The sequence below is a fragment of the Shewanella phaeophyticola genome, assembly GCF_025398315.1.
Lineage (GTDB): Bacteria > Pseudomonadota > Gammaproteobacteria > Enterobacterales > Shewanellaceae > Shewanella > Shewanella phaeophyticola.
Genome location: NZ_JAODOQ010000001.1, coordinates 2,531,159 through 2,551,329, shown reverse-complemented (window position 1 = coordinate 2,551,329; position 20,171 = coordinate 2,531,159). Strand labels below are relative to the sequence as shown.

Sequence of the window (20,171 nt, the reverse complement as noted above, 5' to 3'; positions counted from 1 at the left end):
CATGATAATGATAAAAGTACGCTTTTTTGCCCAGTTGAGAAAAAATCACTTGAAAGCCGACTTTTTTAATACATTAACCCTAGTAAAGCACAGCGAAACTAGGGTAGATTGATTGCTCAAACAGGATAATAGGAGTCGAGCGTTAATTATGTCTCAGGAATTTAATGTAGTCGTTTTAGGTGCATCGGGCGCAGTGGGTCAAACTATGATTGAGATCCTCGAGCAGCGTAATTTCCCGGTTGCTAAGTTGTTTCCATTAGCGAGCAGTCGCAGTGCTGGCGAAACGGTCAGTTTTCACGGTAAACAAGTAGAAATTCTTGACGTAGAAACGTTTGACTGGAGCCAGGCTCAAATTGGTTTCTTCTCTGCAGGTGGCGATGTGTCTGCTAAATGGGCACCAATTGCTGGCGATGCGGGTTGTGTGGTTATCGACAACACTTCACATTATCGTTATGACATCGACGTGCCATTAGTGGTACCAGAAGTTAACCCAGAAGCAATTGCAGATTTTCGTAACCGCAACATTATTGCTAACCCAAACTGTTCAACCATTCAAATGTTGGTTGCACTAAAGCCAATTTATGATGCGTTTGGTATTTCGCGCATTAATGTTGCGACTTATCAGTCTGTGTCGGGTACCGGTAAAAAAGCCATTGAAGAATTAGCAGGTCAATGCGCTAAATTACTACAAGGTTTACCTGCAGAGCCGTCTGTTTATCCAAAACAAATTGCGTTCAACGTATTACCGCAAATTGATGTGTTTATGGAAAATGGCTACACCAAAGAAGAAATGAAAATGGTGTGGGAAACGCAAAAGATTTTTGGTGATGACGAAATTGTTGTTAACCCAACTGCAGTGCGTGTACCTGTGTTTTATGGTCATTCAGAAGCGATTCATATTGAAACACTTCAACCTGTTGATGCAGAAGACGTTAAAGCTATTCTTCGTAATGCGCCAGGTGTCGAGTTGTTTGAAAGCGATGACGAATACCCAACAGCTGTGACTGAAGCTGCGGGCAATGATCCAGTATATGTAGGCCGTATCCGTAAAGATATTTCTCATTCGCACGGTATAAATTTATGGGTTACTGCCGATAACATTCGTAAGGGTGCGGCATTAAACAGTGTGCAAATCGCTGAAATTTTGATTAGAGATTACTATTAATTGAGCTTTGCTCAAGGTTAATTCATTAATCAATAAGTGATTTAGTTTAAAAAGCCTGCAGCTAGCAGGCTTTTTTGTTTTACTTGCGCCAGTAGTAGCAGGGCTTGCGGAACTAGTTTATAGTCGTAAATGTATCATTCTTAACATCTATACTGCCTTTTTAAGTGCAAAAGTTAGCGTAAAACCGATGTGATTTGATATAATTAACGATAAAAATTGCCTACAGCCTGTTGCCAAGATGGCAACTCAATTGCGCTTAAAGGGAAGGATTGGATGACTTTGCGTACTTCTTATATTCTGGGTTTAATTGCCTGTACCACCGTTGGTTTCACCAGTTTACAGTTGATTGATTCTGCACATGCTGAAACATTGAACATAACGGGTCCAAATGGCGAGGTTAAGCAGCAAGCTAAGCGCCAGTATGGTCCAACAACGTCAAGAGACACCTTTTGGAGTATTGCTCAAAAAGTTAGGCTCAATGATCGCGTGAGCGTTTACCAGGTGATGGCAGCATTATTCGACGCCAATCCCCATGCGTTCAGTGGCAATAACTACAACACACTCGAACGAGGGATGATTTTATTAATCCCGTCTGCCGAGGTGATGGCCGCTATTCCAGACAGTGTTGCACGTCGTCGCGCCGAACAAGATGACCGCCAAATAAGTCGTCCAGCTCCAGTTCCCCCACAGCCCGTTGTCACTAAACCTTCTGCAATCGTTGAAGTCGTTAAAAAGCCTAATGCGGATAAACCGCTGCAAATAGTGCAAAAAACACCCGCAGTTGAAGTGCAAACTCAAGCATTAAAACAAGCCAATGCTGCAGAAGTTAACGATCTCAATAGCGTGCTAGACAAAGCGAATGCTAAAACCTTGATGTTGACTGACGAGCTTGCCCGTGCGCAAGACGAATTAATGGTCAGTAACAATGACAATCAAGTGCTTAAAAATAAAATTGAGCAGATGTCGTTAAACATTTCATCGCTTGAAGAAGACTTACAACTGCTAAGCGAGAAACACGATAAATTAAGAATCGAGTACGAAAAACTATTACAACAAGTTGATAATAAAGAACCTGTAGTAGAAGCCCCCGCAGATTTTTGGCGCAGCTTAACAGACAACACCATGCTGTTGATTGTGGCTGCTTCGGTGCCGTTATTATTACTGTTTGGGCTTATTTTTTGGTTATTAACTCGTCGTAAAAAAGCCGCACAACAGACCGAAAATGAAATTACATCAAACGAGCAAACCGAAACCGTTGCGAAACAAGCAGGTACTGCCGCAGCGCTAGATGAGGAAGACAACGCTGATGATGTTGTGATCCATTTAGATTCTGATGACGACGAGTCCATTGACGATTTATTAAATTTAGACAGTGCCGAACTACAACCCGAAGCCTCAATGGCGGACGACAGTGAAATGGACATGGCGTCTGAAATGTTCGTGGGTGAAGACACCGACGATGATGAAGGCTCGTCTTTAGATGACTTATGAGTCGAAGCCATGGAAGAGCAAGACTCTGAACTGGAGCCGCTCGATGACGATGATGATTTAGACAGCCTATTAGCCGGATTAGATGACTTACCCGCCTCAACCGTTTCGTCTGTTGCCCCAGAAGATGATTTGGACAGCTTATTAGCTGATCTCGATGATGGTAGTACAAATAATAATGACGAATTAGATGATTCTGCAGAAAATGATATTGATTCGCTGTTAGCTGAATTTGATATGCCGCCAGAAACCGAAGAGTCTGCTGTAGATGAGCAACCTGAGGCCGTTGATGAGTCACTATCAAACGATGACGACATTGACTCGTTGTTAGCTGAATTCGATATGCCGGCAGAAACTGAGACAGAGCAAGCCAAAGAGACTGATGATGAACCAGAATCTAGCGAAGACTTAAATGAAGAATCAGCTGAAGAATCTGATGATGATTCAAATGTTGCAGCCGATGAAGACATTGACTCGTTGTTAGCTGAATTCGATATGCCAGCAGAAACTGAGACAGAGCAAGCCAAAGAGACTGATGATGAACCAGAATCTAGCGAAGACTTAAATGAAGAATCCGCTGAAGAATCTGATGATGATTCAAATGTTGCAAACGATGACGACATTGACTCGTTGTTAGCTGAATTCGATATGCCAGCAGAAGCTGAGACAGAGCAAGCCAAAGAGACTGATGATGAACCAGAATCTAGCGAAGACTTAAATGAAGAATCCGTTGAAGAATCTGATGATGATTCAAATGTTGCAAACGATGACGACATCGACTCGTTGTTAGCTGAATTCGATATGTCAGCAGAAACTGAGACAGAGCAAGCCAAAGAGACTGATGATGAACCAGAATTTAGCCAAGACTTAGATGAAGAATCCGCTGAAGAATCTGATGATGATTCAAATGTTGCAGCCGATGACGCCATCGATTCGTTGTTAGCTGAATTTGATATGCCAGCAGACACTGACGCCGAACCAGAAAGCGAAGTCTCATCAGAAACTGACGAGATGACAGAGACATCTGACCGTGATGAGCTACTGGCAGAACTTGAAATTGATGATAGTGATGACGAAACCAGTGATGATGATATCGATGCATTACTCGCTGAATTAGAAGCAAGCCCAGATGAAGACGCTGCACAAGCGTTAAATAGTGAAACCGTGAATGAGCAAGACGATATTGCGGCGTTAATTGCGGCAGAGCTTCAAGATGAAGATGATATTGAAGAAAGCACAGAGGCAGATGACCAGGACATTGATGCGTTACTGGCAAGTTTAAATGAGCCCGTTATTGACTCTAGTGTGGCCGATATCAGCACAGCTGAAGAGGCACCAGTAGATGATAAGAGTGAAGATTTATCTGAGCAAATTGCAGCTGAATTAGCCGATGAGTCTGATGATACTGAAACACTCTCTTCAGGCGATGATGACATCGATGCCTTACTCGCAGGTTTTGAGCAAGACGATGACGAAGATGATATTACCGCACAAATTGCAGATGAGTTAGACGATATCGACGATGATGCGACAATATCTGCCGATGTGACTGAAAGCAGTGATGAAGACATTGATGCACTGCTTGCCAGCTTCGATGAACCTGAAATCGCGCCAGAATTAAATCTTGATGAGCAAGACGACGCCACACAGACCATTGACCCAAATGAAGTAGATGATTCAAGTGATGTTGACGACCAGGACTTATTTAACGAGCTTGATGAATACTTAAGTGATTTAGACAACTCACGTAGTCAAGCTGACGCTGAGCATGACAAAACCTTTTTTGACCCAGGTTTAGATGCGTTATTGGTAGAAAGCAATTCGACTGAGTCTGCTGACGAAACTGATGCTAAAACGGATGATACTATTGTCAATGATGGCACAGAAGCATCAGACGATGAATTAGAGTTTAGTCTAGAAGCCGAAGACTTAGATGCGCCTTTAATGGATGACATCAGCGACGAAGATGCAGAAGATGAGCTAAATGCATTGCTGGCCTCAATGGGTGATGACGATGTCAGTCTGTCGTTAGATGATGATGCACAAGATGATGAATCTACCCCAAATACAGGGGGCAAAGCGAATAAAGACTCTGGTTTCTTTAATGATTTAAAAGCCAATAAACCTAAACCTGCAATGCTTGATTGGGAAAGCGACTTACTCAAGGCTGCAGAAACAGCCGTTGATGAGCAAGAGCCGCAACCGACAGTCAGTGATGATGATTTATTAGCAGCGTTTTCACAGTCGTTAACTGAAGATGACGGCGATAACTATACCTCTGAAGATGATTATCTTCTCAATGATGACAACCTCACTGTCGACGAAGCACTTGCCGCGTTAGACGAAAATGAGCGCAGTAAATCAGCTCAATATAACGTCAGCGATGACGACTTAATGAGTTTTGAGCGCGAAAACGGTTATATCGATATTGATAAGTTGCTTAATGATGCCGATGAAAATATTGATAAAACCGATCAGTATAAAGACGTAGATGTTGATGTCGGTGAAGTTAACTCATTAATTGGCAACGCGGATATGGTTGATGTCGATGACGAAGAAAACTCAGTGAATGCTAAGTTAGACCTCGCCCGCGCTTACATTGAAATTGAAGATCAAGACAGTGCTAAAGCCTTGTTAAAAGAAGTGCAAATTGATGGTAATGATCGCCAAAAGGCAGAGGCGGCCTCGTTGTTAAAAGGATTTTAATCAGCTTTTAAGCCATAAAAACGGTGCAAATGTATGCACCGTTTTTTTATTGCAAACATAACTACCATCTCGAATGCGATGACTCGTGCCAAGTCATTACAAAATGGATCAAATTGATATAAACTTCGCGCCATTAAATTGCTGAGGAAATTGAAATGCGAGTTGCGTTAGGTATTGAATATGATGGTAGTGGTTTTTTCGGATGGCAGCGCCAGGCCGATGTCGTTTCAGTGCAAGCTCAGCTTGAAAAAGCATTATCCTATGTGGCAAATGAATCAATAGAAGTCTTTTGTGCCGGCAGAACCGATTCTGGTGTCCACGGCACAGGCCAGGTTGTGCATTTTGACACTACCGCCAAGCGTCCATTAACCGCATGGACATTAGGCATTAATGCTAATTTGCCCGACACAATAGCCGTGCGCTGGGTAAAAGAGGTTGACGACAGTTTTCATGCGCGCTTTAGCGCTACTGCCCGCCGTTATCGCTATGTGATTTACAATCATCAATTACGCCCTGGGATATTACGCTCAGGTGTGAGTCATTATCATGGTGATATTGATGAAACCTTAATGCACCAGGCTGCACAATTATTGTTAGGCGAAAACGACTTTACCAGTTTTCGCGCCATTCAGTGCCAATCCAATACGCCGTTTCGTAACGTGCATAACGTCACCGTTACCCGCCAAGGCATGTATGTGATGGTAGATATTCAAGCCAATGCATTTTTACACCATATGGTGCGTAACATTGTGGGCTCGTTGCTTGAAGTTGGCCTAGGCAATAAACCGATTGAGTGGATAACTGAGTTACTGGCACTTAAAGATCGTAATCAAGCCGCTGCAACGGCCAAGCCTAATGGCTTATATTTAGTTGATGTGACGTACCCTGAGCAATATCAACTGCCTAAACTGGCACTAGAGTACATTATTTATGCTGGATTAAACCATTGTTAATTAGCTAAATAAACGTATAACTAACCTGCTTTTGTTGTATAAACTGTGACACAATATCGACAATAAAAATCAATTAACCTTGTGATGAATAAGACTCGCAACGTAATTGACTCATTAAGTTATAATAAGCCAAATTTTGTTATTTTGGCTTATTTACCCCATCTCTTAACCTGAGTTAAGGTTAAACAGGTAACGCGTCAGTAGAGTTTAAATGGTATTTATATATGTCGACCATCAATGAAGTCAATGTCCCAGAGCAAGATGCTAACCTAGCGCAATGGCTAGACTATTTACTGGCTATTCATCCAACCGAAATCGACATGGGATTAACCCGGGTTGATAAGGTCGCTAAACGGTTAGATTTATTATCTTTAGCCCCAAGTAAAGTGATTACCGTTGCCGGTACTAATGGTAAAGGCACAAGCTGTGCGATGTTAGAGTCTATTTTACGTCAGTCTGGTCTGTCTGTTGGGGTATATAGCTCACCGCATTTATTACGTTATAACGAACGGGTGCGAATTAACCAGCAAGATGCTAGTGATGCATCACTTATCGAAGCATTTTGTGCCATTGAAGCGGCGCGTGCTGATATTTCACTGACTTTTTTTGAATACGCGACACTCGCCGGTTTGTATTTGTTTAAAGCCGCAAACGTAGATGTGGCAATTCTTGAAGTGGGTTTAGGTGGGCGTTTAGATGCCACTAACATTATTGATTCAACAGCTGTGATCTTGACCTCAATAGATCTTGATCATCAAGAGTATCTTGGAGACAGTCGCGAGCTGGTTGGCCGTGAAAAAGCCGGGGTATTTAGGCAACATTGCCTTGCCGTAGTGGGCGAACCAGACTTACCTAAATCAGTTAAAGACTATGCCGAGTATATGCATACTAATTTGTATCGCGTGGGTTATGAGTTTAACTATCAAGTGTCTGATACCAACTCTGCACAGTGGGATTTTACATCAGCGCAAAACAACTATTTAGGTTTGCCTGTGCCTAGCTTGCCCTTGCCCAACGCCGCCAGTGTGGTGGCGTTAGTCAGCCAGATCTGGCCGCAGATCACAGAGCAGCAAATTGCCGATGGTTTAGCCAACGCCAAACTCGCAGGGCGCTTAGAGCAAGTGAGTCAGCAACCAATAGTTTTACTGGATGTTGCCCATAACCCACATGCCGCTCGTTATTTAGCCAACCAGTTACAGGCCTATCAAGGCAAACGAATTGTCGCTGTGTGTGGCATGTTAAAAGATAAAGATATTAACGCGGTGATAGAGACACTTGCACCGCACATTAACCAGTGGAATCTAGTGAGTTTAGATAACCCTCGTGGGGCATCGGCGCAATTGCTATATGATGCATTGCCACAGGCGAGCCAACAAAACGCACAACAATATCAAGATATGAGCAACGCGTGGCACGGCGTACAAAAAGACATAAATGAAGACGATGTGGTTATTGTGTTCGGTTCTTTTTATACTGTTGCGGGCGTTAAATCGTACTTAGGTTAATTTTTTTAAAAGGGAATTCGCTTTGAATCGTCAATTTCAAAATCGTTTGGTTGGAACTATTGTGCTTGTGGCTTTAGGGGTGATTTTTTTACCTGACCTATTGGATGGTAAAAAGACCCAGGTTGTAGAAGAATTTACTGAAATACCATTACGACCTTTAGCCAAAAATACCCATAACTCAAATGGTAGTGAACAGGCAGAGCAAACTTCAGACACCATTGAGGAATTTCAGGTGTTGAGCATCGCGGAGCCGCAAGACCTTGGCAGTGATGTGGTTGAACTGGGTGATGATAAGCCTGCACAAGTCGCCCAAAAAGTTGACTCAACACCGAAAGCCACACTCCCTGCTAAACCCCAACCAAAGCCGGCAGCCGAAGTGGCGCAAACCAAAACACCTGCAAAAGCTGCGATAACCGCAGGTTACACTTTACAGTTAGGTGGTTTTAATAACGCCGCCAATGTCAGTGCGCTAGTGACACAACTGCGTAAAGCTGGGTTTACCGCTTATACTTTGCCTGTTAAACCGGTTGATGGAAAACTGACTCGGGTATTTGTTGGCTCTGAAGTGTCTGAAGCTAAACTCAAAGCTCGCCAGGAGCCTATCTTCAAACTAACCGGATTAAAGGGCAAGATCATCGCCTACAATCCTCAAGAACATTAACCTGTTCAGACGGTAGTCTCAGTGCGTGGTTGAAAATATCAAATTGATTGTTCGCAATCGCGCATGAATAATTTATGCAATCAGGGGTGAGAAACATCTCTGTCTCTGTTAGAATCGCGCCGTCTTGAACCCTATACCGGATCCCCATTTTCATGGTTTGGATTGATTACGCAATTATTATCATTATCGGGTTATCAACTATTATTAGTTTAATCCGCGGATTCGCAAAAGAAGCCATGTCACTTGTGGTTTGGTTTGCCGCTTTCTTTATCGCTAGCCAATTTTATCTCGATCTTGCCGCGCATTTAACCCAAATGCAGGACGAGTTAGTGAGAAACGGTGTCGCGATTGCCATTCTATTTGTCGTTACCCTGATCCTAGGGGCTTTAGTCAATTATTTATTAGGTCAGTTAGTGTCTAAAACTGGCTTGTCGGGCACAGACCGTGTACTTGGTTTGTGTTTTGGTGCCATTCGTGGTGCTTTGATTGTAAGCGCATTACTGTTTTTTATGGATGCATTTACTGCGTTCCCAGACACCGTTTGGTGGCAGGGTTCAGTACTTGTACCCGAATTTGGCGTGGTTATTCAGTGGTTTTTTAACTATCTCGAAAACACCTCAAGCTTTGTACCCAAAATATAAAATTATAAACATAAAACACCTTACAGTGAGGAACCTTACCCATGTGTGGTATCGTCGGAATAGTAGGAAAATCAACAGTTAATCAAACCATTTATGATGCGCTGACTGTGCTTCAACATCGTGGACAAGACGCAGCAGGCATTGTGACTGTAGACATCAATGCATTTCGTTTACGTAAAGCAAATGGCTTGGTTAAAGATGTGTTTGAACCCAAGCACATGCAACGTTTACAGGGCAATGCAGGTATTGGCCATGTGCGTTATCCTACCGCGGGTAGCTCTAGTGCATCAGAAGCACAACCGTTTTATGTTAACTCGCCGTTTGGTATTTCGTTAGCGCATAACGGTAACTTAACTAACACGCTTGAGTTAGCTGAAAGCCTGGTCAAAAAACGCCGTCATGTTAATACCACCTCTGACTCAGAAATCTTACTGAATTTATTAGCCGATGAATTACAAGAAACACGTAGTTTGTCATTAAGTGCTGACGAAGTGTTTGATGCAGTGGCTAAAGTACATGCGCAAACTCGCGGTGCTTATGCCGTGACAGCGATGATTATTGGCCAGGGTTTAGTCGCGTTTCGTGACCCATTTGGTATTCGCCCATTGGTACTTGGTAAACACGAAACGGCAACCGGTACTGAATACATGGTTGCATCTGAAAGCGTGGCGTTAGATGCCGTTGGCTTTGAAGTAATGCGCGATGTAGCCCCAGGTGAAGCGATTTATATCTCACTTGATGGTCAGTTATTCACTCGCCAATGCGCTGTTGACCCAAGCTATGCGCCGTGTATCTTCGAGTTTGTTTATTTTGCTCGTCCTGATTCAAGCATCGACAAAGTGTCTGTGTACGCAAGCCGCGTTAACATGGGTGCCAAGTTAGGTGAGAAAATTAAAAAAGAATGGGATGATCACGATATCGACGTCGTTATTCCGATTCCTGAAACCTCTTGTGATATCGCGCTTGAAATTGCCCGTGGTATGGGCTTACCGTACCGTCAAGGTTTTGTAAAAAACCGTTATATTGGTCGTACCTTTATTATGCCGGGTCAGCAAGAGCGTAAAAAGTCTGTTCGCCGTAAGCTCAACGCAATTAATACCGAATTTAAAGGTAAAAACGTGTTGCTAGTTGATGACTCTATTGTACGTGGTACCACGTCAGAGCAGATCATCGAAATGGCGCGTGAAGCTGGCGCTAAGAAAGTGTACTTTGCTTCAGCTGCACCTGAAATTCGCTTTCCGAACGTGTATGGCATCGACATGCCTACTTCAAATGAGTTGATTGCTCATGGTCGTGACGCCGATGAAATTGCCAAAATTATTGGTGCTGATGGGATTATCTTTCAGGATTTAACTGACTTAGTTGAAGCCGTAAGAATGGAAAACCCAGAGATTAAACGCTTTGAAACCTCAGTATTTGACGGCAACTACATTACCAACGATGTAAACCAGTCTTACTTAGACCATTTAACTCAGTTGCGTAATGACGATGCTAAAGCTAACCGTAGCAAAGACATCGGTACCAACTTAGAAATGCACAACGAGTGTCATCCATAAGTTAACCGCGTTATTGCTTCGACTTAAAAACCAGCATAAACATGCTGGTTTTTTTATGGGTTTAAAGGCTTAGGGGGCTAGGACTCTAGGAACTCGCAAGCTCGCCTGAGAGCGGACTTCGTCCTGCTAGAGGCTAGGTAGAGTCCAGCCACATTTCATCTGGAATGCTACTAAACTGTCGTCCCGGTAATGCTACTAATTTGTCATTCCTGCAATGCTGTTGAGCAGGAATCCAGGTGTTGGCTCTAAGGTTTTAAAGGCTTTCAAGCAATGCCAAAAGAAACACCTGGATCCCTGATAAAAGATCTCAGGGATGACGGCATAAAAGATGACGAGCTAAGCGATAAAAGCGAAGAGTAAAGATAGCGGTATACGGAACGCTTCGCTTATGGTTTTAGATTTTAGATTCTAGATTCTTGCTACTTTACACTTTTAAGCGAAATCCGTTGATAATCTAGCAGCGCTTTTTCGGTTTTTTGCGGATTCGACATGCTGATTTTTTGATAATGTCTGAGCACTTTATCTAAATAGCGCTGTGCAATATCAAGCTGTTGCTCTGTATTGACTTGCCACAGTTTATTGCCCACAGGGCTAATAAGAGTGCTTGATTCACTGTCATGTGACGATGCTTTGTTGCCGCGAGATACATACAAGATCTCATAAAAGCGGCGATTCTCTTCAATCAACTTTTCATCAATTAAACGGCATTCAAGCTTGATCAGATGTTGGCGTAATTCGTATTGATGGTGCACTGGACAGAGTAAAAAATCGATATGTTGCTGAGGATTTTGCAGGCACATTGAATTAACGAGCTCGATCATCAAATCGCCACCCACGCCCGCGATAACAACCAATGGTGTTTCTGGGGAATCTAACAAAGGGAGCTGGGCAACATCCATACAGTGTACCTGCCACTGCGGAGGATTTTGCAGGGGGTAAAAGCGTTCGAGCTTACGTTCAAGCTGCTGCATCAAATTTGGCACAATATCGACAAAATGAACCGTCGATGCCGCCTGTCTTGATAATAACGCCGCACCTAATAAACCATGGTCACAGCAACAATCCCAAATGTGCATATAGCCTGTTGGGATCATGTCATTGAGTTGCGTTAAGCGCTGGCCAAGTTTCATTGAGCTAATAGTTTATAAAAATAAAACCCGCATTGTAATGATTTTTACCGTGAATGCTATGTGATTTGCAGCAAGATAAATTAACAGGTAATCTATACTGTAATTTTATACAGCTAATTGGCGCGATTGATGTTTGCGCTCACTGAACCTTTACGACCTGATAATGGATTATGATTTTATATATAGCTGAAAAACCCAGTTTAGGCCGAGCGATTGCTGATGTACTTCCGAAGCCTCACAAAAAAGGCGATGGTTTTATAACGGCTGCCAACGGTGATTGTGTATCTTGGTGTATTGGTCATTTGCTCGAACAGGCAGAGCCAGATGCCTATGATGATGCCTTTAAATCATGGAAGCTTGAGCATTTGCCCATAGTGCCACAAACTTGGAAGCTACAACCAAAACCTAAAACCCGTAGCCAACTGACCGTGCTACGTAAACTGGTTAAGCAAGCATCATCAATTATCAATGCGGGCGATCCAGACAGAGAAGGGCAATTGCTGGTTGATGAGGTGATTTCCTATCTGGGCGTAAAAGGCGACAAACTCAATCAAGTTCAGCGTTTATTAATAAGCGATTTAAACCCACAGGCGGTAAAACGAGCTTTAGGGCAGTTACGCAGTAATCGTGAGTTTGTGCCATTATCAACCTCTGCATTGGCACGCAGCCGCGCCGATTGGTTATACGGTATGAACATGACCCGTGCGTATACTATTCAAGGGCGTAAAGTGGGCTATCAGGGAGTATTGTCGGTTGGCCGAGTGCAAACCCCCGTGCTCGGATTAGTGGTGCGCCGCGATGATGACATTGCCAACTTTACCCCCAAAGCATTTTACGAAGTGCTAGCCCATTTACTGACAGACCAACAACAAGCGTTTACTGCCAAATGGCAACCGAGTGAAGCCTGCCAACCCTACATGGATGAAGATGGCAGAGTGTTAGCCAAAGGCCTAGCGGAAAACGTTGTTTCACGCATATCCGGAAAACCTGCAGAAATCACCAAACTTGAAGCCAAAGATAAACGGCAAAATCCGCCGTTGCCCTACAGCTTATCGGCGCTGCAAATCGATGCTGCTAAACGCTTTGGTTTGTCGGCTAAAGAGGTGCTCGACACTTGCCAGAGTTTGTATGAACGACATAAATTAATTACATATCCGCGTTCTGACAGCCGATATTTACCCAAAGAGCAGCATGCATTAGCCCCAAAAGTATTAGATGCCGTGCTTAAAGGCGCTACAGGGTTAGTTGAAGCCTGTGATGCACCTAATGCCAAACTTAAATCTAAAGCTTGGGATGACAGTAAAGTGGATGCTCACCATGCGATTGTTCCAACCGAAAAGGTCGCAAATTTGTCGGCATTATCAAGTAATGAGGCTAAGTTGTACCAACATGTGGCGCGCCAATACCTTGCGCAATTTTACCCCGCTTATGTGTATGCCGAAACCGCGGTTGAAGTGACCATTGCTGGTGGCTTATTTACCACCAAAGCGCGTCAGGATAAAACGTTAGGTTGGAAACAACTGTTTAAGCGGGGATCATCAAGCCTAAATCAATCAAATAGTAATGAAGATGAAAACGACGATGCTGTACAGTCATTGCCGCCGCTAGTAAAAGGCCAAATCCTGCAATGTGAGCGTGGTGAATTATTAGACAAAATGACTCAAGCGCCAAAACATTTTACTGACGCGACTTTATTAGGCGCCATGACGGGCATCAGTCGTTATGTTACTGATAGCGACATTAAAAAAATCCTCAAAGAAACTGACGGCCTAGGCACAGAGGCTACCCGTGCCGGGATTATTGAGTTGCTGTTCAAGCGAGGTTATTTAGTTCGTCAGGGTAAAGCCATTAAAGCGACGCCTGTTGGTGTTGGTCTTATTCGCAGTTTACCCGATTCTGCCACCACACCTGACATGACCGCATTATGGGAAAATAGCCTCGATGCCATTAGCCAAAAACGCTTAAAGTACGATGCGTTTATGCAGCCATTACTCAGTCAGTTAGATGGCCTAATTACTCAAGCATCAAGCCAGTTACCCTCGGCATTACAAGGTGTTGCCAGTAGTGCGCCAAAGCGTAGTTTTAAAAAAACGTATAAAAAGAAGATCAAAGCAAAAGTGAAATAGTGATAAGGTAATTTAAAGCTTTGAGGTTTTCCTCAGTTAAAGAGGTTACACCTGTGTTACCTGTATATTTAATGGAAACAATAAAATGGATCTTTTAAAAAGAATAACAAATTTGCTTAAGAAGCATAAGATTAACGTTGAAACTGAATTATGTGACCTCGAGTCGAGCAATGATTTATTTCAAATTTTCGAAAGTATCACGCCAGAACGTTTTCTTCATTATGATCCAGAGTGCATTGATGGAATCGAATCATATAAATATGTATTTATGCAATATGTCGATGTGACCCTTGGCGAATTTAAGCCAACGAATATTTCTGTCCGTGGGAGTATGGACACAACCGTCACGTTACACTTTGAATATAAAGATAAAAAGAAGAAATTTAGTATTCTCCAAGATGGGGCTAGCAGGGTTACAGATAGTTTTTATGACAAGCTAAATAATTTTATTCAAAAAGAATTGCAAAGTAAGTACCTGACTCTTCCTACCGGTGATCAAACGACGGCTGTGGTTTATTTACCTAAAAAAGTCGCTAATACAATTAATAAGCATTATATGGGCATGAGTAGTGCCGACGATATTGTCGCGTTTTTGGTTAAAGGCGGGCTTGTTGAGCATATTAATTGGAACCATACCGCACCAGATGCATACAATGGTTATACCTCTGAAGGCGAAACCATTGCGACCGCAATACTAAAAGCGAAATTACCTGAAGGGACTCCTTACCCGCCCAATCCACGTATAGACGGGATGTTTGAAATGTTCACAGAGTCAACACCTGTTAATGTTCATCTACAGAATAAAAAGGGAGAAACACCTTATCGCTTGGCACTTACTGGTGACTCAGTTTTTTTGAAACAATCTTTAGGCGAAATAAGTCAAGATTGCGTCAGTATTTCTAAGCTACTCAGTAGTGAATGGCTTCCTATTAATCCGGAAATTTTTAAAATTGTCGAGCCAATGAAAGACAGTTTGCAGCGCGCTAAATTCCATTCTCACTCTGGTTTTTATAATGTGATATTTTCTCTAGAGGACAATTTCATCATTAGTGAAAATGCATTTTCTATCGAGGGTAGAGAAAACGCTGAGGGTGTTTTTTATTATGAAGTGTTCATTCAGAAAGCTGGCAATGGTAACAACTCGATATTAAAAAACTTCTCTGAAACAGAAGTTGAAGATATCCAAGCGCTCATCAAGCAGTATTGCGATGATACTCTTTGGCACGATAGTTAAGCGGAAAAAGCATGTGAATCTAGTGCGGGTTAACTGGTAACGGAGGTTATTTGGCGACTGTGTCATTTAAGTTTAATCAACTCTATAGTGAACCTTTAGCCCCTTAAATTCATATTGCAGTATTGTGATCTGTAGCATAATCAATAAAAAATTAAAGGAGGGTGCTATGAAAAGCACACTAGTGTTAACCGTGTTTGCTGCAAGTTTGTTGTTTTATGCATCGAATGTCAGTGCAGATAAAACCATTTTAGCGGGCGGTTGCTTTTGGTGCATGGAGTCTGATTTTGAAAAACTTGATGGCGTCACCAATGTGGTCTCAGGATTTACAGGCGGAAACATCAAAAATCCTACCTATAATGGTAATCATCGAGGTCATTATGAAGCGGTTGAAATCACTTATGACCCTAACAAAGTCAGCTACAAAGAGCTGTTAGATTATTATTGGGTTAACATTGACCCTTTTGATGCACAAGGGCAATTTTGCGATAAAGGCTCGAGTTATTTAAGTGCGATTTTTGTGGCAAACGGTACCGAAAGAGCGATTGCACAGCAGTCTAAAAGCCAAGTTGAAAAGCAGTTTCCTAATAAAAACGTGGTCACGCCTATTTTAAATGCGTCAATCTTTTATCCGATAAAAGGTGATGAGAGTTACCATCAGGATTATTATAAAAACAATCCGCTTCGCTATAATGCTTATCGCTGGAGCTGCGGCAGAGACAAAAGATTAGCAGAGATTTGGGGAGATAAAGTAACACATTAAGTTTAACGCCTAAGGGAGGGTGATCATTGACTTATGTTCTGTGGTATCGAATGTCGTCTCCGCAGGCCACAAATGCCGAAAATAAGAAATAGCTGAACCCGGCTCAACAATATTAATCCAACACGCTTTTATCTAAAATGCCTTTAGCAATCAATTGCTGCAAAATATCTCTGGTTTTTTGTTTCAATGTGTCGCGAAGTTGGCGTGCTGCAGGAGTGATGGATTGTCTGCTCGGGAAGATTAACCACAGTTCAGTGGCATTGGCACTGTATTCAGGCAGAATATTGATGAGTTTTCCGGACAATAAATCATTTGAGATATCCAAACATGACTTTAGCCCAATCCCTTTGCCTGATAGGCTCCAACGGTGGACTAGTTCGCCATCGTTAGACACTCGATTGCCTTTCATTTTAATTTTAAACTGTTCATTATCTTTATAAAATTCCCACACGTCGTAAGTTATATCATTCAGTTGGTATAATAAGCCGTTATGAGATGCTAAATCTTGTGGATGGGTTGGCGTGCCGTATTTGTCTAGGTAGTCTTGAGATGCACACAATAAACGAGGCACGTTACAAATTTTAAAACCATATAAGTTGGCATCGTTTGGGGAGCCATAGCGCAAGGCTAAATCGACCGAATCGCGATAAAAGTCTAGGTTGCTGTCATTAATATTGGCTCTAAGGCTGACTTCTGGGTATGTCGTCATAAAATCATCAATCCATGGGATCACAATATTGCGACCAAGGTCTGATGACATCGCCAAGCGTAAATCCCCGTCAATAATATCAAGTTCACCTTTCATATTCTGTTTGGCTTGGTCAAGCATCAACATGGCTTGCTCGCATTGCGGAATGTACTTTTCGCCGGCGCTCGATAAGCGTAATTGCCGAGTGGTTCGGATAAACAATTCAACGCCTAAATTGGCTTCAACTCGCTTTAATGCGGCACTGGCTGTGGCTGTACGCATATCTAGGTTTGTTGCAGCTGCCGTTATACTGCGAAACTCGGCAACCTTGAGCACCACTTGTAAGTCTTCTAAAAGCATGATTATCCATTTATTATTGATAATGTTTCAATTATTATGCTGTTTATGGGCAATAAAACAAGCGCTAATATAACTTCATCAAGTTTGAACCTTATTTTATAAATATTACCTCCCCATTAGATTTTTAGGAATAACAACATGAAAGCCATCGGATATAAGCAGTCTCTACCTATCAATAACCCGGAATCATTAATCGACGTTACTCTAGCGCAGCCTATTGCAACGGGTCGTGATTTATTAATTAAAGTTGCAGCCATTGCGGTTAACCCTGCAGATTACAAAGTGCGTTTAACCATGCCAGCTGCTGAAGGTGAAGTTAAAGTGATAGGTTGGGATGCTGTGGGCGAAGTGATTGCTGCCGGTGACAAAGTGAGCCACTTTAAGCCTGGCGATCTTGTATATTATGCTGGTGATATTACCCGTTCTGGTAGCAATGCTGAATATCAATTGGTTGATGAGCGTTTAGTGGGTTTTAAGCCAAAAAGCTTATCAAATGCTGAAGCCGCTGCTTTACCATTAACAGCCATAACCGCATGGGAATTATTGTTTGAACATTTAACCATTAAGCAGCAGAGCCCAACTTCAGTTGAAAAATCAAATGAAGTGATTTTAGTGGTTGGCGCAGCGGGGGGTGTAGGTTCTATTTTTGTCCAAATTGCTAAAGCCATAACAGGTGCAACTATTATTGCAACTGCATCACGTGAAAGCTCAAGTGATTGGGTTAAAAAGTTAGGTGCCGACTATGTTGTTGACCATACCAAACCACTGACTGCGCAAATTGAGGCCTTAAACATTGGATTATGTGACCCACGTTGCTAGTTTAAATAGCACCGACGTCTATTTTGAAAGTTACACTGAAGTGTTAGCACCATTTGGCAAGATAGCCATGATTGACGATCCCCAAGCGCTTGATGTCACTAAACTTAAGTTAAAGAGCTTGTCATTACACTGGGAATTTATGTTTGCTCGTTCAATGTTTAATGCTGTTGATATGCAAGAGCAAAGTCGTTTATTGAATCGAGTGGCAGATCTTGTTGATCAGGGCTATATTCAAACCACTTTAGGCCAGCACATGGGCGAAATTAATGCCGCTAACTTACGTGCAGCTCATGAAGCATTAGAAGCAGGGAGTGCGATAGGTAAAATTGTACTTGAAGGTTTTTAATTCAACATAATCAATAGTATAAATAGTCATAACTAGACTAACAACAGGATGCAAGATGTCTCAATTAACGATTGTTGCCAATATTAAAGCGAAAGCAGATAAAATCGAGTTAGTGAAAGCGGAATTACTTAAACTGGTTGAAGTGACGCGCACTGAAGAAGGTTGTATTAACTACGACCTACATCAAGATAATGCCAACCCTGCTCATTTTATGTTTTATGAAAACTGGCAGAGCCGTGAGTTATGGCAAGCACATTTGGATAACCAGCATATCGCTGAGTATGTCGCTGCGGTTGAAGGTGCTGTTGTCGAGTTTGTATTAAATGAAATGACGGTTATAGCTTAGACTTTGCAGTTTATACGATGATAAAAAGCAGATCATGACAATGATCTGCTTTTTTTTCGATAAATGAAGGCTTGGTTGGACACTCAATCAATGTAACTGATATAACAGGCATATTTATCCCTAGTTCAGATTGTTTAGCGTAAAGCGTATGGAAAGGTAACAATGGAAATTAGATTTGCACAACTGCAATGCAGTTCTTCTAGTGTCATGATGAATATTGATGACTGGCTTATTGAATCGCAACAATCTTGGGGAGTGTTTAGTACCGAAGGTGATGTTGGTGAAATGCTCGGGCAATTACTGACACAAGCGGTTGATGACAAAACCCTAGCGTATTGTGGGCAAATAACAGGGGCTGACCCATCGCGGGTAGCATTTGTATCATTGCAACAACAGCAGCAATTGCTGGAAGATATTCTAGAGCAAGATGACAGCGAGTCATTGGGATATACCGATCCTAAAACCACCGTTTTTAGAGTTATTTATGATCAGTGCCATGATAACAACTTAACTCATCAATTGTTGCAACAGTTAGATTTAACTCACCTTAGCCAAAGCAGTTTTAGCCAATTATCTACCGGTGAAGGTCGCAGAGTCATGTTGGCCAGAGCTCTGGCGACAAAAGCGCCTTTTTTAGTATTAGATGAACCTTATGCAGGGTTAGATGTTGAGCATCGGAGCACTTTAACGACATTTCTTGAGCAACTATCACACACTATGCAAATGCTCGTTGTGGTATCGCGCGAAGAAGATATGCCGCAGTGGATAGAGAAAATTGCCTTGTTTAACCAGGGTAAACTCGACAGTGTGATGAGCAAAGACCAATGGATTAATCATCCCGTTATTCATCAATTAACCGCACAGTCTGGGCAACAAAGTGAAGAGTTATTAGCACTTATTCGACGTCACCGTCACAGTGCCAAGTTTGCCGACCCAGTGTTTGAACTGCATGATGGCCGAGTTGCTTACAGCGATAAGGTGATTTTTTCAGGAGTGAATTGGCGTATCGATAATGGCGTGCACTGGCAAGTAAAAGGCCAAACGGTTGTGGTAAAAGTACCTTATTAGGGCTTATTTTTGGCGACCATCCACAGTGCTATAGCAACGATATCGATATCTTTGGTAAAAAAAGAGGCTCGGGCGAAAGCATCTGGGAAATCAAACAGCATATTGGCATGGTGTCATCTGCGTTGCATATGCAGTATCGCGTTAACTGCAACGCCATTGATGTGATTGTGTCGGGCTTTTATGACTCGATTGGTCTGTATCAAAAGCCGACGCAACAGCAAGTGGCTATCGCAACCGAATGGTTAGCCATGTTACATATGGGGCATTTAGCTAAAACCGCGTTTAAACAGTTAGAGTATGGCCAGCAACGTTTATTATTAATTGCCCGTGCCATTGTAAAACAACCTACATTATTGATCCTCGACGAACCCTACCAAGGCTTAGATTACTTAGGCCGCAGGCTGATTAAAAACTCACTTGAGCTTATTGCCAAAGAGCAGTTAACTCAATTGCTATATGTATCACACTATCAACAAGATAGCCTTGATAGCATTGAGCACTTTATTGAGTTTGTTGCCGATGATGATCACCAAGGGTATCGCGCTGTAGTCTCTGGACCAACAATAAAATAAGTCATTCATCAACGCTGTGGTTTATTTTGCTGCCCTGCTTAAGGGGC

General features: G+C 42.4%; 13 protein-coding genes and 3 pseudogenes. 14 read left to right on the top strand and 2 right to left on the bottom strand.

Going from position 1 to position 20,171, the window contains the following annotated elements:
• Positions 1–148: 148 nt before the first annotated feature.
• The 8 genes and pseudogenes from N4T56_RS11840 (at position 149) to purF (ending at position 10,675) form a co-directional block, all read left to right on the top strand.
• Positions 149–1,165 (top strand): aspartate-semialdehyde dehydrogenase, encoded by a 1,017-nt coding sequence (locus N4T56_RS11840; protein WP_261733363.1) that lies wholly within the window; start codon positions 149–151, stop codon positions 1,163–1,165.
• Positions 1,166–1,438: 273 nt separating this feature from the next.
• Positions 1,439–2,656, top strand: a complete 1,218-nt coding sequence (locus N4T56_RS11835; RefSeq protein ID WP_261733362.1) for a FimV/HubP family polar landmark protein — start codon at positions 1,439–1,441, stop codon at positions 2,654–2,656.
• A gap of 9 nt (positions 2,657–2,665) precedes the next feature.
• Positions 2,666–5,359: a FimV/HubP family polar landmark protein gene (locus N4T56_RS11830; RefSeq protein ID WP_261733361.1), complete on the top strand. Its 2,694-nt coding sequence runs from the start codon at positions 2,666–2,668 to the stop codon at positions 5,357–5,359.
• 155 nt (positions 5,360–5,514) lie between these two features.
• Positions 5,515–6,301 (top strand): annotated as a pseudogene (gene truA / locus N4T56_RS11825) (tRNA pseudouridine(38-40) synthase TruA).
• 235 nt (positions 6,302–6,536) lie between these two features.
• Complete coding sequence (gene folC / locus N4T56_RS11820; RefSeq protein ID WP_261733359.1) at positions 6,537–7,817, top strand: bifunctional tetrahydrofolate synthase/dihydrofolate synthase; 1,281 nt, start codon at positions 6,537–6,539, stop codon at positions 7,815–7,817.
• Between the two features lie 22 nt (positions 7,818–7,839).
• Complete coding sequence (locus tag N4T56_RS11815; protein ID WP_261733358.1) at positions 7,840–8,478, top strand: SPOR domain-containing protein; 639 nt, start codon at positions 7,840–7,842, stop codon at positions 8,476–8,478.
• 152 nt (positions 8,479–8,630) lie between these two features.
• On the top strand, positions 8,631–9,119 hold the full coding sequence (locus N4T56_RS11810) for a CvpA family protein (RefSeq protein ID WP_188921108.1): 489 nt from the start codon (positions 8,631–8,633) through the stop codon (positions 9,117–9,119).
• A 41-nt stretch (positions 9,120–9,160) separates the two neighbouring features.
• Positions 9,161–10,675 carry an amidophosphoribosyltransferase gene (purF, locus tag N4T56_RS11805; protein WP_261733357.1) on the top strand — a complete coding sequence of 505 codons (1,515 nt, stop codon included), beginning with the start codon at positions 9,161–9,163 and terminating at the stop codon, positions 10,673–10,675.
• A 419-nt stretch (positions 10,676–11,094) separates the two neighbouring features.
• Here the strand turns inward: purF and N4T56_RS11800 are convergent, their stop codons facing one another.
• Entirely contained in the window at positions 11,095–11,805 is a 711-nt protein-coding gene (locus N4T56_RS11800) for a tRNA (adenine(22)-N(1))-methyltransferase (protein ID WP_261733356.1), read from the bottom strand.
• 170 nt (positions 11,806–11,975) lie between these two features.
• Between N4T56_RS11800 and N4T56_RS11795 the strand changes: the two genes are divergently transcribed.
• The 3 genes from N4T56_RS11795 (at position 11,976) to msrA (ending at position 15,925) form a co-directional block, all read left to right on the top strand.
• Entirely contained in the window at positions 11,976–13,931 is a 1,956-nt protein-coding gene (locus tag N4T56_RS11795; protein ID WP_261733355.1) for a DNA topoisomerase III, read from the top strand.
• An 85-nt stretch (positions 13,932–14,016) separates the two neighbouring features.
• Positions 14,017–15,165 (top strand): hypothetical protein, encoded by a 1,149-nt coding sequence (locus tag N4T56_RS11790; protein ID WP_261733354.1) that lies wholly within the window; start codon positions 14,017–14,019, stop codon positions 15,163–15,165.
• 166 nt (positions 15,166–15,331) lie between these two features.
• Positions 15,332–15,925, top strand: coding sequence for a peptide-methionine (S)-S-oxide reductase MsrA (gene msrA, locus N4T56_RS11785; RefSeq protein ID WP_261733353.1), 594 nt, complete (start codon positions 15,332–15,334; stop codon positions 15,923–15,925).
• Between the two features lie 112 nt (positions 15,926–16,037).
• Here msrA and N4T56_RS11780 read toward each other — a convergent pair whose 3' ends face one another.
• Positions 16,038–16,973 (bottom strand): LysR family transcriptional regulator, encoded by a 936-nt coding sequence (locus tag N4T56_RS11780; RefSeq protein ID WP_261733352.1) that lies wholly within the window; start codon positions 16,971–16,973, stop codon positions 16,038–16,040.
• 138 nt (positions 16,974–17,111) lie between these two features.
• Between N4T56_RS11780 and N4T56_RS11775 the strand changes: the two are divergent.
• From N4T56_RS11775 to N4T56_RS22755, 3 genes and pseudogenes are all read left to right on the top strand, one after another.
• Positions 17,112–18,138, top strand: a pseudogene (locus N4T56_RS11775) (zinc-binding alcohol dehydrogenase family protein).
• A gap of 55 nt (positions 18,139–18,193) precedes the next feature.
• Complete coding sequence (locus N4T56_RS11770; protein ID WP_261733351.1) at positions 18,194–18,484, top strand: putative quinol monooxygenase; 291 nt, start codon at positions 18,194–18,196, stop codon at positions 18,482–18,484.
• A gap of 162 nt (positions 18,485–18,646) precedes the next feature.
• Positions 18,647–20,124, top strand: a pseudogene (locus tag N4T56_RS22755) (ATP-binding cassette domain-containing protein).
• The last annotated feature ends 47 nt before the right edge of the window (positions 20,125–20,171 follow it).

Bases quoted from the DNA above. Each gene is read 5' to 3' on its own strand.
- msrA (WP_261733353.1), top strand. From the start codon at position 15,332: ATGAAAAGCACACTAGTGTTAACCGTGTTTGCTGCAAGTTTGTTGTTT.
- N4T56_RS11830 (WP_261733361.1), top strand. From the start codon at position 2,666: ATGGAAGAGCAAGACTCTGAACTGGAGCCGCTCGATGACGATGATGAT.
- N4T56_RS11840 (WP_261733363.1), top strand. From the start codon at position 149: ATGTCTCAGGAATTTAATGTAGTCGTTTTAGGTGCATCGGGCGCAGTG.
- purF (WP_261733357.1), top strand. From the start codon at position 9,161: ATGTGTGGTATCGTCGGAATAGTAGGAAAATCAACAGTTAATCAAACC.
- folC (WP_261733359.1), top strand. From the start codon at position 6,537: ATGTCGACCATCAATGAAGTCAATGTCCCAGAGCAAGATGCTAACCTA.
- N4T56_RS11780 (WP_261733352.1), bottom strand. From the start codon at position 16,973: ATGCTTTTAGAAGACTTACAAGTGGTGCTCAAGGTTGCCGAGTTTCGC.
- N4T56_RS11770 (WP_261733351.1), top strand. From the start codon at position 18,194: ATGTCTCAATTAACGATTGTTGCCAATATTAAAGCGAAAGCAGATAAA.
- N4T56_RS11810 (WP_188921108.1), top strand. From the start codon at position 8,631: ATGGTTTGGATTGATTACGCAATTATTATCATTATCGGGTTATCAACT.
- N4T56_RS11835 (WP_261733362.1), top strand. From the start codon at position 1,439: ATGACTTTGCGTACTTCTTATATTCTGGGTTTAATTGCCTGTACCACC.
- N4T56_RS11790 (WP_261733354.1), top strand. From the start codon at position 14,017: ATGGATCTTTTAAAAAGAATAACAAATTTGCTTAAGAAGCATAAGATT.
- N4T56_RS11800 (WP_261733356.1), bottom strand. From the start codon at position 11,805: ATGAAACTTGGCCAGCGCTTAACGCAACTCAATGACATGATCCCAACA.
- N4T56_RS11795 (WP_261733355.1), top strand. From the start codon at position 11,976: ATGATTTTATATATAGCTGAAAAACCCAGTTTAGGCCGAGCGATTGCT.